This window comes from Paenibacillus sp. FSL M7-0896 (assembly GCF_037975415.1).
In the GTDB taxonomy this organism is placed as follows: domain Bacteria; phylum Bacillota; class Bacilli; order Paenibacillales; family Paenibacillaceae; genus Paenibacillus_AQ; species Paenibacillus_AQ silagei.
Window position 1 is genome coordinate 1,000,137 of sequence record NZ_CP150250.1, and the last position, 15,277, is coordinate 1,015,413.

Annotated in this window: 13 protein-coding genes; 10 read left to right on the plus strand and 3 right to left on the minus strand. The window is 53.5% G+C overall.

Annotated elements, in window-relative coordinates:
* Positions 1-11: 11 nt before the first annotated feature.
* From MKY12_RS04130 to MKY12_RS04155, 6 genes are all read left to right on the plus strand, one after another.
* On the plus strand, positions 12-293 hold the full coding sequence (locus MKY12_RS04130) for a ribbon-helix-helix protein, CopG family (protein WP_036697455.1): 282 nt from the start codon (positions 12-14) through the stop codon (positions 291-293).
* Positions 294-296: 3 nt separating this feature from the next.
* Positions 297-647, plus strand: coding sequence for a type II toxin-antitoxin system PemK/MazF family toxin (locus MKY12_RS04135; protein ID WP_036697332.1), 351 nt, complete (start codon positions 297-299; stop codon positions 645-647).
* A gap of 305 nt (positions 648-952) precedes the next feature.
* Positions 953-1,522 (plus strand): TetR/AcrR family transcriptional regulator, encoded by a 570-nt coding sequence (locus MKY12_RS04140; protein ID WP_339314770.1) that lies wholly within the window; start codon positions 953-955, stop codon positions 1,520-1,522.
* A 67-nt stretch (positions 1,523-1,589) separates the two neighbouring features.
* Positions 1,590-2,801 (plus strand): MFS transporter, encoded by a 1,212-nt coding sequence (locus MKY12_RS04145; RefSeq protein WP_339313008.1) that lies wholly within the window; start codon positions 1,590-1,592, stop codon positions 2,799-2,801.
* A 179-nt stretch (positions 2,802-2,980) separates the two neighbouring features.
* Positions 2,981-5,209: a Tex family protein gene (locus tag MKY12_RS04150; protein ID WP_339313009.1), complete on the plus strand. Its 2,229-nt coding sequence runs from the start codon at positions 2,981-2,983 to the stop codon at positions 5,207-5,209.
* An 804-nt stretch (positions 5,210-6,013) separates the two neighbouring features.
* Positions 6,014-6,928, plus strand: a complete 915-nt coding sequence (locus tag MKY12_RS04155; RefSeq protein ID WP_339313010.1) for a GNAT family N-acetyltransferase — start codon at positions 6,014-6,016, stop codon at positions 6,926-6,928.
* 178 nt (positions 6,929-7,106) lie between these two features.
* On the opposite strand, the gene MKY12_RS04160 is transcribed toward MKY12_RS04155, so the two are convergent.
* A complete protein-coding gene (locus MKY12_RS04160) occupies positions 7,107-8,078 on the minus strand; it encodes an S-layer homology domain-containing protein (RefSeq protein ID WP_339313011.1) in 972 nt (323 codons plus the stop codon).
* 407 nt (positions 8,079-8,485) lie between these two features.
* On the opposite strand from MKY12_RS04160, the gene MKY12_RS04165 reads away from it, so the two are divergent.
* From MKY12_RS04165 to MKY12_RS04180, 4 genes are read left to right on the plus strand one after another with little or no spacing between them, the layout of a single operon-like run.
* Positions 8,486-10,120, plus strand: a complete 1,635-nt coding sequence (locus tag MKY12_RS04165) for an extracellular solute-binding protein (RefSeq protein WP_209878751.1) — start codon at positions 8,486-8,488, stop codon at positions 10,118-10,120.
* Between the two features lie 28 nt (positions 10,121-10,148).
* Positions 10,149-11,102, plus strand: a complete 954-nt coding sequence (locus MKY12_RS04170) for an ABC transporter permease subunit (RefSeq protein ID WP_339254090.1) — start codon at positions 10,149-10,151, stop codon at positions 11,100-11,102.
* A gap of 12 nt (positions 11,103-11,114) precedes the next feature.
* Positions 11,115-12,044 carry a carbohydrate ABC transporter permease gene (locus tag MKY12_RS04175; RefSeq protein WP_339254092.1) on the plus strand — a complete coding sequence of 310 codons (930 nt, stop codon included), beginning with the start codon at positions 11,115-11,117 and terminating at the stop codon, positions 12,042-12,044.
* 54 nt (positions 12,045-12,098) lie between these two features.
* The gene (locus MKY12_RS04180) at positions 12,099-13,034 is read left to right on the plus strand and encodes an AraC family transcriptional regulator (protein WP_209878746.1); all 936 of its coding nucleotides are present in this window, start codon (positions 12,099-12,101) and stop codon (positions 13,032-13,034) included.
* 292 nt (positions 13,035-13,326) lie between these two features.
* Here MKY12_RS04180 and MKY12_RS04185 read toward each other — a convergent pair whose 3' ends face one another.
* Positions 13,327-14,322: an S-layer homology domain-containing protein gene (locus MKY12_RS04185; RefSeq protein ID WP_339313012.1), complete on the minus strand. Its 996-nt coding sequence runs from the start codon at positions 14,320-14,322 to the stop codon at positions 13,327-13,329.
* 77 nt (positions 14,323-14,399) lie between these two features.
* Entirely contained in the window at positions 14,400-15,239 is an 840-nt protein-coding gene (locus MKY12_RS04190; protein WP_339313013.1) for an aldo/keto reductase, read from the minus strand.
* Positions 15,240-15,277: the final 38 nt, after the last annotated feature.

The following is a 15,277-nucleotide window of genomic DNA, read 5'->3' on the forward strand; positions in this document are numbered from 1 at the left end:
TGGAAGAGAAGGTGGCCAATTTGCAGAACACCAAAAGAATCATGATCAGCTTGCCCGATCATCTCTTGCAGGAAGTAGATGGGATCGTTCAACTGGAGAACTCTAACCGTAGTGAATTGATCAGGCAGGCCATGAAGCTGTACTTGAGCGATCGGAGGAAACGCACCATCCGCGAGTCCATGCAGCGGGGCTATATGGAAATGGCTAAGATTAATTTGACCATGGCATGCGAGGCCTTTCTCGCTGAGGAAGATGCAGACAGTACTCTTGGCCGCTTAGTAAGCGGGGTGTAACTATTGATTGTTAAACGCGGCGACGTTTTTTTTGCCGACCTTTCACCGGTTGTGGGTTCTGAGCAAGGTGGAGTAAGGCCGGTACTGATTATTCAGAACGATATTGGCAATCGTTTCAGCCCGACTGTGATTGTGGCAGCTATCACTGCCCAGATCCAGAAGGCCAAGCTGCCGACTCATGTGGAGATTGATGCGGCTGCACATGGCTTTGACCGGGATTCCGTGATTCTGCTGGAGCAGGTTCGTACCATTGACAAGCAACGCTTAACGGATAAAATCACCCACCTGGACGATGAGACCATGAAGCTGGTGGATGATTCGCTGCAAATCAGCCTGGGGCTGATTGATTTCTGAACCCTACGGGGATATAACATCAATCATCGTAACAAAAGGCAGGCCGGATCAGCTCCGGTGCTGCCTTTTTGATGTTTTGGGGTCCCCGCAAAGTACCTGAGTCATCGAAGCTAAAACCCCACTTGGTGGGATTATTTGGCGCCTAACCGATATATACTTATTGATATACCCGAGGATAGATGAGTGTTGATGATGGGGGTTGTGCGAGGGCATAACTGCGTGCTATAATTGGACCGATCGGTCGGTCTAGAGGAGGGTTAACCATTAAGGGACGTTCAGATGGAGAAGAAACGAAGAGCCGGATTCTGGAGCATGCCACCAGTTTATTTGCGCAAAAGGGCTACGGCGCTGTAAGCATGAACGAGGTCTGCACAGCCGCGAAGGTCAGCAAGGGCAGTCTGTATCACCATTTTCCGGGCAAGGATGAATTGTTCCTGTACGTGGTGGAGGTGGATACCCAGAAGTGGCTCAATGAGTGGGAGGAGCTGCGGAGCGGGATTAGCGGAACGGAGGCCCGTCTATACGCGCTGGGGGATCACTATGCAAAGGATATCCAGAATCCGCTGATCCATGCCCTGGAGGAATACGGTAGATCCCATACGCTGTCGGAGGATATCCGCGAGCGTCTCTCACATATTTTCGAATCGGTCACAGAGGCCTGCCGTGTGCTGCTGCAAGAGGGGATGGATTCCGGCTACCTGGTCCGTGGTGACCTGGATAACTATGTAATCACGCTCAGTGCTATGCTGGAGGGAATCAGCCGGGTCCATGAGATCACAGGCAGGACCGATACCCCGGAGACGATCAGGGCATACTACCGTGCGGGAATTCAGATCCTGCTTCAGGGGATAGGGTCGGGGAAGATGGAGCAATAAATAGAGAAATAGATGTATTACAACCGGAGCTTATAGCAAGGCCCTGGGATATACGGAGGGAAACACCATGTCATTACTGTTAAAAAACCGGGGAGCGATGCTGCTCCTGATGTTAAATATCTTTTTGGCGTTCACGGGGATTGGTCTGGTTGTCCCTATTATGCCGACCTATATGAACGAGCTGGGCATTGGCGGGAGTGTGGTCGGACTGCTGGTGGCAGCCTTCTCGCTGACGCAGCTACTGGTCTCGCCCTTCGCCGGAAGACTGTCGGATAAGATGGGCCGCAAAAAAATCATTGTCGGCGGGCTGGCCGTATTCGCCTTCTCGGAGCTTCTATTCGGTCTGGCCAATGCCTCCTGGGTGCTGTTCGTATCCAGAATGCTTGGCGGTATCGGTGCCGCGATGATTATGCCTGCGGTTATGGCTTATGTGGCAGACACCACGACTTCAGAGGAGCGGGCCCAAGGCATGGGCTTCATCAACGCAGCCATTACCACCGGCTTCATCATCGGTCCGGGAATCGGCGGCTATCTTGCTGAGCTGGGCATTCGCGTCCCCTTCTTCGTCGCTGCGGGGGCAGCCGCCATTGTTGCGGTTATCACCCTGTTAGTCCTGCCGGAATCGCGTTCAGCGGAGCTGCGCGAAGAATCAAGAACGATGGAAGGGAATAATGATAGTCTAATCATGCAGCTCATGCGCTCGTATCGTGAGCCTTATTTTTTCGGATTAATTATTGTATTCGTGCTGTCCTTCGGACTGGCCAATTATGAGACGGTATTCGGACTGTTCGTGGATCATAAATTCGCGTTCACCCCTAAGGATATTGCGTTTGTTCTGACCTTCGGCTCCATTGCCGGGGCGGTGGTGCAGATTACCGCTTTCAGCTGGATTCTGAACAAATTCGGGGAGAGCCGGGTCATTTCCGCCTGTCTGCTGATCGCGGGCTTGTCGATTCTCCTGACCCTGTTCGTGCATGGCTTCGTAGCGATTGTTTCTGTGACCTTTGTTGTTTTTCTGGCTATGGATATTCTTCGCCCGGCGGTCGGCACCCAGCTCTCCAAGATGGCAGATGATTCGCAGCAAGGCCTGGTGATGGGAATGAATTCCGCGTATACGAGCCTTGGCAACATTGCCGGCCCGATTGTGGCAGGGGTTCTGTTCGACCTGGATATCAATTTCCCTTATGCGGTGGCTGCGCTCGTCTTGTTCATCAGCTTCATGTTGTCGGTTGGCTATGCCCGGCGGAGAAGAAGCAAGCAGGTTACTGCGGTGCGCTAGTATCCGGAGCGTGAATAGAATAACGGACTTATGATTATGATTGCGGCTGCGCTATCCCGGTGGGGACGGTGCAGCCGCTTCTTCTTGTGTAAGGGACAAACTTTGGTCCTGCGGCAAACTGTGATAGTATTTCAGTAGAGAGTTATGAACTCAGACTGTGTATAGAAAGAGGGATCTACTTGAGCGTTGATACGAATCAGGCGGCGAAGGCGGCGGAAGATGCCGCTGCCCGTCAGGAGCAGGAACTGATACTTGCAGCTATTGCGAAGGAGCTGGGCATCAGTCTGAAGCAGGTAAGAACTACGGTGGGGCTGCTAGATGAGGGCAACACCATTCCGTTCATCGCCAGATACCGCAAGGAAATGACCGGGGAGCTGGACGAGAATGTCCTCCGCGATGTCGAAGAACGGCTCGGATATCTGCGTAACCTCGGTGACCGCAAGAAGGATGTGATCCGCAGCATCGAGGAGCAGGGCAAGCTTACTCCTGAGCTGCAGGCGAGCATCATGAAGGCGGTGAAGCTGCAGGAAGTGGAGGATCTGTACCGTCCGTTCAAGCAGAAGCGCAAGACACGGGCCAGTGTCGCCAAGGAACGGGGACTTGAACCGCTGGCGGATTGGGTGATGGAGCAGAGACGCCAAGGGGTTCCGCTGGAAGAGGCTGCGAAGTATATCAATGCGGACCAAGGTGTGGAGAGTGCCGAGCTGGCGCTGCAAGGGGCGATGGATATCATTGCCGAGAATATTGCCGATGATCCGGCTATCCGTTCCTGGGTGCGCCAGTATACAGCGAGTCAGGGGATTCTGGTCTCCGAAGCCAAAGATGCCCAGCAGGAAAGTGTATACGAGAATTATTATGCGTACCGGGAGCCTGTGCACCGGATGCCACCGCACCGTATTCTCGCGATCAACCGCGGGGAGCGGGAGAATATCCTCAAGGTCGGCATCGAGGTGGTGCCGGACAAGATCCATGCGTTCATCATCCGCAAGCTGGTGAAGGGGCCTTCTCCGGTCAAGGAGCTGCTGGAAGCGGTGACCGAGGATGCCTACAAGCGGCTGATTGCCCCTTCCGTTGAGCGCGAGGTGCGCGGAGAGATGACAGAGAAGGGGGAGACGCAGGCGATCTCCATCTTCTCGGGCAATCTGCGCAGCCTGCTGCTGCAGCCGCCGGTGAAGGGACGGCATGTGCTGGGCGTCGACCCGGCCTACCGCACCGGCTGCAAGCTGGCCGTAGTGGACGATACCGGCAAGCTGCTGGAGGTAGCGGTCACGTATCCGACGCCGCCGAACAACAAGAAGCGTGAGGCGGCGGCCAAGTTCAAGGAGCTGATTGCCAAATATGGCATCCAGCTCATCGTGATCGGCAACGGCACCGGCTCGCGGGAGACGGAGCAGTTCACGGCCGAGGTCATTGCCGAGGTCGGCGATCCTGAGCTGGCCTACCTGATCGTTAACGAGGCAGGGGCCAGTGTGTATTCGGCCTCCAAGCTGGCGCAGGAGGAGTTCCCGGATCTGGATGTGGCGGAGCGCAGCGCCGCCTCCATCGCCCGCCGCGTGCAGGACCCGCTCGCGGAGCTGGTCAAGATCGACCCGAAGGCCATCGGTGTCGGGCAGTACCAGCATGATGTGTCGCAGAAGCATCTCGAAGAGAGCCTGAGGGGCGTCGTGGAGTCGGCGGTTAACCATGTCGGCGTCGACGTGAATACCGCTTCGGCCTCGCTGCTCTCCTATGTGGCAGGAGTGAATACGACGATTGCCAAGAATATTGTGAAGTTCCGCGAGGAGAACGGCAAGTTCACTACGCGCAAGGCACTGCAGAAGGTGCCGCGCCTGGGCGCGAAATCCTACGAGCAGTGCATCGGGTTCCTGCGTATCCCGGGAGGCGACAATACGCTGGACCGCACGCCGATCCACCCGGAATCCTACGCGGTGGTCGACAAGTTGTTCCGCGAGCTGGGGCTGGATGTGAAGCAGCTCGGCAGCAAGGAGGTTGCAGAGCAGCTAAGTGCTCAGGATGCGGAGGAGCTTGCGGTGAAGCTTGCGGTGGGCGTGCCTACGCTGCGCGACATCTTGGAGAGTCTTCAGCGTCCGGGCCGCGACCCGCGCGAGGAGCTGCCGCTGCCCATCTTCCGCAAGGATGTGCTGAAGATGGAAGACCTGCTGCCCGGCATGGAGATGCAGGGCACGGTGCGCAACGTAATCGACTTCGGTGCCTTCGTCGACATCGGGATCAAGAACGACGGGCTGGTCCATATCTCCCAGCTTAGCGGCAGCTATGTGAAGCATCCGATGGACGTGGTCTCCGTCGGCGACAATGTCACCGTATGGGTACTCGGCGTGGATGTGAAGAAAGGCCGCGTCAGCCTGACGATGCGCCAGCCGCGCGAGGCGGCGGGCAGCGGGGAGTAGAGGCGTTACGGACTCAGAGGACCTTATCGTGCTGGAATCGGCGTTTTGCGGATCGTGTGCGGACTCAGGAGCCGTTAATACAGGCTTCGGAGCCTGTAAATAGGCCTGACAGCCTCCTTAGCGTCTTTTGAGTCCGTTTAGGCTGACAAAAGAGGCATTTCAAAGTGAATAACGGCATCCTGGTCCGCAAAGGACCGGAGAATCAAAAATGAGCTGTGCTTTCCTTCAACAGGATTGCACAGTTTTTTATTGTATAGGAAACTATAGTATCCTGCTGCTGTGGAAAAGGTGAGTGTAAATTGCTTGAAACCGTATACAATTGGCTGGTACAGCGGCATATGGACCAAATGTATATGAAAAACAGTAATGTGTTTGCACGCAGGCCACGGCCTGAATGTATGTGAAAAACAGCATACATTGTGCTCGCAAGTAGGCACACGACCCGAATGTATGTGAAAAACAGCATACATTGTGCTCGCAAGTAGGCACACGACCCGAATGTATGTGGAAAACAGCATACATTGTGCTCGCAAGCAGGCGCATGGTCCGAATGTATATGGAAAACAGCATACATTGTGCTCGCAAGCAGGCGCATGGCCCGAATGTATGCGAAAAACAACATACATTTGCTTGCGCGCAGGTAATCTCATTCACCTGTAAGGGTGATTTTGTTCTAGGATGGGTCTTATGAATTTGAGCTGGAGATTCAGCTCAGCAGTATAAAACAACTATAGTTATTCAAGAACGGAGGTCCCCTGCCAGGTGGTGTTATGATGGACAGAAACAGAAGGTGGCGGTTGGGAATTGAGCAATAGAGTGATCCGGCAGTTTGAAGAGAGGGATATGGCGGCGCTTGGCGCGATGTACGGGCAGGTGTCGGCGCAGGAGGATGTGCTGTTCTGGTGGGTCGGGGATGAGAGCAACTGGGAGAATGTATTCTGCGCTTTTGAAGGGGAGCAGATGGTGGCCAAGGGCCAGCTGCAGCTCCTTAATGTGGTGCCCCCGGGACGCGCGGCGGAGAGTAAACACAAGATTTTCGTGAATCTGAAGACATGGCCCGGACGGGAAAAGGATCTGGAGCTGCGTGACAGCGTCTACGCCCTTCTGCTGGAACGGGCGCAGGTGTTGAAGCGTACGCTGCCCCCGGAATATAGAACCCTCCTGTGCACAGGCAATTATGCGCCGGAGGAGAGCTGCCATGCTTATTTCGCAGAGCATCTTGGTTACCTGCCGGATAGCTGCTTGTATACGCTCCAGCGCGACCTTCGTGAACCCGTCCATGCGGTGGAGCTGGAGGAAGGCCTTGAATTGACCAATGCGCCTATGGATTCGCCGGAGCAGCGGGCGGCTTATCTGGAGCTGGAGGCGGAGATCTGGCCGGAGACCCCGCTCGGAATGGAGCGTCTGCTGGAATATCAGGAGCATCCGCTCTGGACATGGATGGTTGTGCGGGATGCAGGCCGGGTGGCGGGCAGTCTGATGGTCTGGCAGGAGGAGGAGCTTGGCATCATTGAAGATGTATTTGTCTGCAAGCCCTGGAGAAGAAGGGGCATTGCCAAGGCGCTGCTGAATCATGCGTTAATGTATCTTCAGGAGAAAGGGCTGGAGCAGGCGCAGCTGGTCGCACTGACCACGAATGATTCCGCGCTGTCTCTGTACCGGTCAGCCGGTTTCCAGACTGGGCGCCAGGAGATCCGGTACTATAAGGAGCTGGACTAAGCGCTAACCAGCCAGCCGCAGGCCGCGCTAACCAGCCGATCCAGAGTGTGAGATCTTCAGTCCGCAACGGGTGGACTTACTGGTTCATGGATATTGTAAAATCAAGCACCACAAAGAGCGCACCGGCCGGGTATCCGGCGGTGCGCTCTTTGTGGTGCATCTAGTTAGGTGGAGGCTGTTACTTTGTCACTCTGGAAGCAGCCGAGGTTGCCGAGCCTGGTGTAGCTTGGGCTACTGCGGTATAGCCTTCCGGTAGATAGGTGACGGCGGTGCCTGCCGAGATGACCTGCGGGTTCATGGAACCGGGCTTCGGTGAGGTGACCTTGAAGTAGATCACTGCGGTTTTGTCAGCACCGAACTCAATCCGTTCAATGACCAGGCCATATCCCGGGTTCGGCAGATTGGATACAGTCACCGTAGCTTTGTTCACACCAGCGGCGGCTTTGTCCAGCGTAACGGCGGCATCGTATGTGGTGGACGGGGCCGAAATGTTCTCATCCATCATAATCACTTCCTTCACGAATTTGGCGGCATCGTAGACCAGGACGGCAGCTTCTGCACGGGTAACCGCTTCATTCGGACGGAAGGTGTTATTCTTCTCCAGCGTGACCAGTCCGGTGTTAATCAGAATCTGCAGGCTGTTCATCTCAGCGGCAGACAGCTTGCTGCCATCCGTAATGTTGGCATACATCTCCGTATACGCGAATTCCCCTTTGTTCTGTAGCGCCTGAAGCAGCAATTGTGCGAACTGGACACGTGTCATCACAGCATTAGGGTCAATAGACCGCTCCAGCATTAAGCCGCTTTCTTTGGCCTTCAGGAATGCGGAGGCATACCAGGCGGTATTTTTTACGTTGTCAAAATAATCGCTGGCCTTCTTGCCAGAGGATTGCTGCGGAGCAAGCTTCAGGCCGCTCACCATGAACTGCACGCCTTGCGCATACGTAAGGCTGGACTTCGGCGCGAACTTGTCGCTGGTCACTCCGTTAAGGATGCCCTCCTGATGAAGGGCATTGATTTTGGCTTCGGCCGCATGGCCCTTCAGATCTGAGAAAGCGGAAGCCGGTGCCCCGATAGCTAAGGTTGCCGCCAGAATGCTACAGGCCAGCGAGATTTTGGCCGTGCGCATCCGGGTTAATGTATTCTTCATTGTACATCACCTCGTATCCTCTTAGATGGGATTTAGGAGCAAAAGGTTGCAGCCCGTCACTCCATAGATGGAATTATTATTCTCTAACCCCGCAGCACTGATTCTCCACACTCGAAAAAAATTCATCATGTGTCAATTTTCACCTACCGAAAGTCGAATCTTCGCCTGAATTCAGCTACTTTTGCAGCCAAAAAGGTCAATATACGATGATTAAAAGGTAATATACGGTGAGACAGGGTGCGGAAGAAAAATTATAATAATGATAACGCTTTCGTGAATAATGCGAAGCAGGAATAGCTTGTATTACCTGAGTGTTTTGTGACCTAATAGTTCCGAGTCTCCCGGCTAACAGAGCTTCGCTCTTAAGCATAGATCATTTATGAATTCCTACTAAGGGGGTAAGTCAAATGAGAAAAAAGAGTATTCTTGCCTTGATGCTGGCAGGCGCTTTGGCAGGACTATCACTCACAGGCTGCAGCAGTAAGGGGAACAGCCCGGATGCGGGGAACGACGGCAGCAACACGCCGGAGGGGAAGACGAAACTGAAGGCGATTATTGTGAAGCATTCACTAACCAAAGATGTCACGCAAATGAAATGGCTCGCTGAAATAGAAGAGAAGGCGAATGTCGAAATTGAATGGCAGCAAATCTCTGCGGACTGGGATCAGAAGAAAAGTGCCCTGTTTGCCAGCGGTGAAATTCCGGATTTGCTGTTCAATGCGACCTCTAACTCCGATTTTGTACAATTCAACGGGTTGTTCGAGGATCTGGGCCCGCTGATTGAGAAGGACGCTCCTAATATTCAAAAGATGTTCAGCGAGCACCCGGAATTGAAAACGCTTGCTACTCAAATTGACGGGAAGCTCTACGGCACTCCGCGTTATAAGGGGATCTGGCCCGGCTCCACCGCCTCAATGTTCATTAACAAAACCTGGCTCGACAATCTCGGCCTTCAGGTGCCTACGACTTGGGATGAGCTAGAGACTGTGCTGCTTGCCTTCCGCGAGGGAGACCCGAATCAGAACGGGGATAAGACGGATGAGATTCCGATGGACTTCAACCCGATCGGCTGGGATTTCACACCGAAGCTGCTGCTGGGCAGCCTTGGGCTGCCTCTGTCCAACGGGGCGAGCGACGGCTACTTCACCGAAGGGGCGCAGGTTAAGAATTTCTATGTAGATGAGCGGTTCAAGACACTCATGCAATTCCTGCAGAAGCTGTACAGCCAGAACCTGATCAGCAAGGAAGTGGTCACGCAGGATTACTCCAAATACCAGTCCGTTGCCCGCGGGAATGGAACTACAGCCAAGGTCGGATTCACCTGGGGCTGGGAGACAGGAGACCGCTTCGGCAATGAGCTGAAAGACCAATATGTTACCCTGCCGCAGCTGAAGCAGCATGCAGACTCTACGAATGAGCTGTACTGGAGCAATGACTACTACTACCAGAATTACGGCTCCAATGCGGTGTCGGTCAGTGCCCGCTCCAAGAACAAGGAAGCCGCGATGCGGTTCATTGATGCTTTTTATGAGCCGGAGGTTAGTCTGCAGGTCCTGTTCGGCGGGATGAATGACACAGATAAGGGAATCAAGGATAACGGGGACGGCACGTATGCGATTCTTCCTCCGGCGGATGCATCCCTCGACCCGGGCTCGTGGAAATGGACGAATTCGTTCGCGGATAATGGTCCGATGTACATTGCCGATGCGCTGAAGGACAAGGTGACGCTTGGCTCGGATATGCAGAATGTGCTGAAGGAGAAAGCTGTCTATGATGAGCTGCTGAATAAGGCGGACGAGAAGAGCAATGTCTACCCGCAGAACTTCATGAAGTACAGCACGGAGGACACTAACACCCTGGCAATGAATCAGGCGAACGTCAATAATATCACGGATCAAAAGTGGGCCAACTGGCTGACCACCAAGGTTGACATTGAGAAGGAGTGGGCTGCGTATGTCGCCTCCGTCAATAGCTCCGGCCTGGAGCAGAATCTGCAAATCCGCCAAAAGGCTTATGACGAATACCTCTCGACCTTGAAATAGTGGACTTGAATGGAAGGGGCGCTCCCAAATGAAACCAGCACAGACCACGGTGCCGCATCAGACGCTGCGCGGGAACGGATGGCTTCGTAAGCAGGCCGGGCATTACCAGCTATGGCTGATGGTGCTTCCTGCGGTCATTTACATCGCCATTTTCTGTTATGGTCCGATGTATGGCATCCAGCTTGCTTTTCGTGAATTTGATTTCAGCAAAGGACTGACGGGCGGGGAATGGGCCGGGTTCAAATATTTCGAGCAGTATTTCAACAGCCCGATGTTCTGGCCTACGCTGCGAAATACGTTTATCATTGCCTTTTTCTCCATCCTGCTGGGCTTCCCGATGCCGATTCTGCTGGCGCTGGTGGTTAACTCGATCCGCAGCAACAGACGCAAGCGTATCCTGCAGACTACGGTGTATATGCCTTACTTCATTTCCACTGTTGTACTGGTCGCACTGCTGCAAATTATGCTATCGCCTACCACTGGACTGATCGACGGCTTCCTGAAGGCCCTGCACCTGATCCCTGCGGATACGAATCTCATTGGTGATCCCGGCGCCTTCGTTCCGGTGTATGTCATCTCTGCCATCTGGCAAGCCTGCGGCTGGAACAGCATTATCTTCATCGCCGCCCTGTCCTCGGTGGATGCGCAGCAGTATGACGCCGCCCGGATTGACGGGGCTAACCGCTGGCAGACCGTCTGGCACGTGGAGCTTCCGGCCATCCTGCCGACGATTATTATTTTATTGATTATGAATATGGGCAGCATACTCAGTGTAGGCTTCGAGAAGACTTTTCTTATGCAAAATAGTCTTAACAAGCCCGTATCGGAAGTCATCTCCACGTATGTCTTCAATGTGGGCGTGAAATCCAACCAGTTCAGCTTCGGTTCAGCGGTCGGACTATTCAATACCCTGATCAACTTCACGTTCCTGATGCTGGCGAATGCCCTGGCCAAAAAAACTTCAAAAATCAGTCTGATGTAGGGAGGAAATGGGATGTCAAACAGTCAAGCCGCTCATTCGCAAAAGATACAGCATTCGGGCGGTATCGCAGACAGGCTGTATACGCTGGTGGTTGCGGTTATAAGCATCGCCGCGTTCATCATGGTCGCGTACCCGCTGTATTTCATCATCATAGCTTCCGTCAGCAACTCCACCATGGTGAACCAGGGACAGGTTATTCTATGGCCTAAGGACATTAACCTGTACGGCTATGAGCAGATATTCAAGGACACCCGGATCTGGCAGGGGTATAAAAATACGATTATCTACACGGTGCTGGGCACGATGCTCAATCTGCTGGTCACGCTCCCTGCGGCGTATGCCTTGTCCCAGCGGAAATTCCGGGCACGCAGGTTCATTATGCCGCTGTTTGTGATCACGATGTATTTTGGCGGGGGCATGATTCCTACCTATCTGCTTATCCGTGACCTGAATCTGCTGAATACGCCTTGGGTAATGATTGTGAACGGCGCCATTAGTGTATACAATCTGATTATTACAAGAACCTTCTTCGAGACTTCTATACCGGAGGAGCTGCACGAAGCGGCTACCCTGGATGGCTGCTCGCACTTCCGCTACTTCATCTCGGTGGTGGTTCCGCTGTCCAAGGCGGTGATCTCCGTCATCACGCTCTATTATATGGTGGGTCACTGGAACGACTTCTTCAACGCCTTGCTCTACATCAATACGGATAGCTTACAGCCGCTGCAGATCGTCCTGCGCAATATTCTATTATCCAATCAGGCGTTCGCGGGCGGAGCCGGATCAGGTGCCGGGGCCGGTGCGGGCAGCTATGCCCAGCAGTTCGCGGATCAGATCAAATATGCGGTCATTATCGTATCGACGGTGCCGGTGCTGATTATCTATCCTTTTATCCAGAAGTACTTCGAGAAGGGCGTAATGATCGGTGCGGTGAAGGGCTGAGCGTATAGCTGACGCTGCGGGCAGCATCCAGTGGGCCGGGAGGAGGGAACCTCAGTGAAAAAAAGTCTTGAACTGCTCGATTCCATCGGCGAACCCGTATCTCAGGATATGAAGGAAAAGCTTATGCATGGCAGCAGGCAATTCCGCATGAGTGTGCATGTAACCAAGCTATCCTCGCTCAATAATCTGGTGCTGTATTCCCACTGGCATGAAGAGCTGGAGCTGCTGTTCATGATTAAGGGCACGGCCAAATTCCATGTGGGGCAGGAGAAATTGGTCGTCCAGAGCGGAGAGGCGGTTTTCATTCAGCCCAATATGCTGCATTCGGCGATCCGGGTGGATCAGGAGGAGATTATTTTCTGCGCGGTGCTGGTGCATTTCAATTTCCTCTCCAGCCTGGAGAGAGACCAGATTCAGCAGCAGTTTGTTTCCCCGCTTTTCCTCGACAACCGGCGTTATCCGCTGCTGATCGGGCGGGAGCTGGAGGAGAAGCTGCGGCTGATTCCACTGCTGGAGGAGGTGCGGGATCTCTATCAGCAGGAGGCGCACGGCTATGAGATGCTGATTAAGGCCAGGCTGTTCGAGGTGCTGTACCGGCTGGAAAAGTGTGCGGCTGAGCATCCGCGGGCAGGACTGCCCGGGCAGTCCCGGGGCGGCAACAGCTCCATGCTGGCCAAAAAAACGCTGGCCTACGTCCAGCAGAACTACAGTAAGCGGATCACGCTCTCCGATATGGCGCAGCAGGTCAACATGAGCCCGTCTTACTTTTGCCGCTTCATGAAGAAGCAGTTCGATCTGTCCCCGATGGACTTCCTGAATGAATACCGGATCTCGGAGGCGGTCAGCCTGCTGGAGACCACGGATAAGAAGATCATGGAGATCTCCGGCATGACCGGCTTCAGCAATGTGAACCGGTTCACGGAGATGTTCAAGAAAACCTACGGCTGCCGCCCGATGGATTACCGGAACCGGCTGAGGCAGAGTAAGTAGGCGGAGCAGCTTAAGATTCGACTTGAAGCTGAGTTCGTCGCTGCGGTGAACATTTGGACTTCTGGCCGCTGTTGTGTTTGGATTTCCTGATTATAACCGCTCCGTGTGGTAAAAATCCAAACACAAAGGCGGTCGCTAACGCTCCTACAGTTCCAAATTTCCCCTCCGCTTCTTTTTTGCTTTTCGTAATAAACCTTAACACTTCTTATATAAAACAAGAAAAAGCAGTTCCCGTATGGGAACTGCTTTTATCTGCTTGTAGTGCAAGCCTTGGTGGTGGAAGGGGAACAGCTCACTTCGCTGGAGCCGACGGATCAAGCCAGCGCGAACCCATTACAGGCTCAGCCGTTGCAGTGTAGCCTGCGGGCAGGTATGTGGATACCGAGCCTTTGGTGATCACTTGCGGATACATTTTATCCGGCTCAGGCAGGGTTACCTTGAAGAAGATTACGGCTTTGGTGGCGCTGGTGAACTCGATACGCTCTACCGCGAGGCCGTAACCGGGATTCGGCAGATTGTCGACGGTGAGGGTCGCTTTGTTGACGCCTTCAGCGACTTTGTCCAGGACTACATCAGAGACGTAATTGTTAGCCGGAACCGGCTCCGGCTCAGAAGGCTCATTGCCCGGATTGTTCGGCGTAATCACCCGGTCGGCGAATTCAGCGGCATCATGGATCATAACAGCGGCTTCAGCGCGGGTAATCGCATCGGACGGGCGGAATTTCCCGTTATCCAGTGTGAGCACCTTCGTGTTCAGCAGCACCTGCAGGCTGTAATTAACCTCTGGAGTAAGTTTATCGCCATCCTCAATCATGAAGAACATCTTAGTTACCGGGAAATTGCCCTTGCTCTGCAAGGCTTGGGTCAATAGATGGGCGAATTCCGCGCGGGTCATCGGTGCATTCGGGTTGATATCCTTTGCCAGCGTCAGGCCACTCTGCTTAGCAAGGGCGAAGGAGGAGGCGTACCAGGCATTATCTTTTACATTGTCAAAAAGCTGGCTGGCCTTAGTACTGCTGTCGGAACCGGCTTTCGGTGCAAGCCCCAATCCTTTTACAAGAAACTGTACGGCTTGCGCATTCGTCACTTTGGCATTGGGGGCAAACAGGTCGTTCGTAATTCCGTTAATTACACCAGCGCTATGCAGTGTATTGATCTTGGTTTCGGCTGAATTTCCCTTGAGGTCCGAAAAGGCAAATGCGGACGCTCCGAAGGATAAGCTGGCAGCCAGGATTCCGCACGCGATGCTCATTTTTTTTGCGTGCTTCGTTAGATTAGTTGGTTTCATTGTGCATCACCTCTATATACTCAGATGGTTCTTTACGGCGAAAAGTTGCAGTTGTCCGGAAAATAATACGAAAAAACTTAGGATAACGGGATAAACCGGGTGGACCACAGGTACAATTTATTTTGCGGATCGGTAAATCCTCTTTTATTCTGATCCAGGGCTGCGATTCTCTTCATCTCTTCGTCCGACAAGGAGAAATCAAACAGCTCCAGATTCTGTTTCAGCCTTGCAGGAGTAACAGACTTCGGAATTACAGCGATATCCCGCTCAAGGTTCCATCTCAGGATGACTTGAGCCGCAGTTTTATCATATTTGGCTGCCATTTCGGTGAGTACAGGGTGGGCAAGCATCTCCGAGTTACCGTGTCCAAAAGGGCTCCACGCGACATGCTGGATACCGTGCCCCCTCATATAATCATGAAGCGACCCTTGCTGGAGCAGCGGGTTCGTCTGAATTTGATTCACTGCGGGGACAATCGTCCCCTGCTTCATGACCTTGTCCAGATGCTCCGGCTCAAAATTGGACACCCCGATCGCCCGGATCTTCCCCTCCTTGTATAAAGACTCCAGGACATGCCAGCTTTCCAGATAGTGCTTGGCGGGCCAGTGGATCAGGTAGAGGTCAACATAATCCGTTTGGAGTTTTTGAAGACTGGCTTCAAAGGCTTTACGGGTCTTTCGCCCCAGGTCTGTGCTCCATACTTTAGTCGTAATAAAGAGCTCGCTTCGAGGTACACCCGATTTCTGAATAGCCCTGGCTATCAGCTCCTCGTTGCGGTAAGCTGCTGCCGTATCCAGATGCCGGTACCCGTTCTGAAGCGCCCATACTAGAGCGTCTTCATTATTGTCTTTGATGTTATACACACCCAGACCCACCTTCGGCATCTGGACTCCGTTATTCAAAACGAAATGTTCCATTTCGCATCTTCCTTTCCTTTTGAGTTCGTATAACCAGC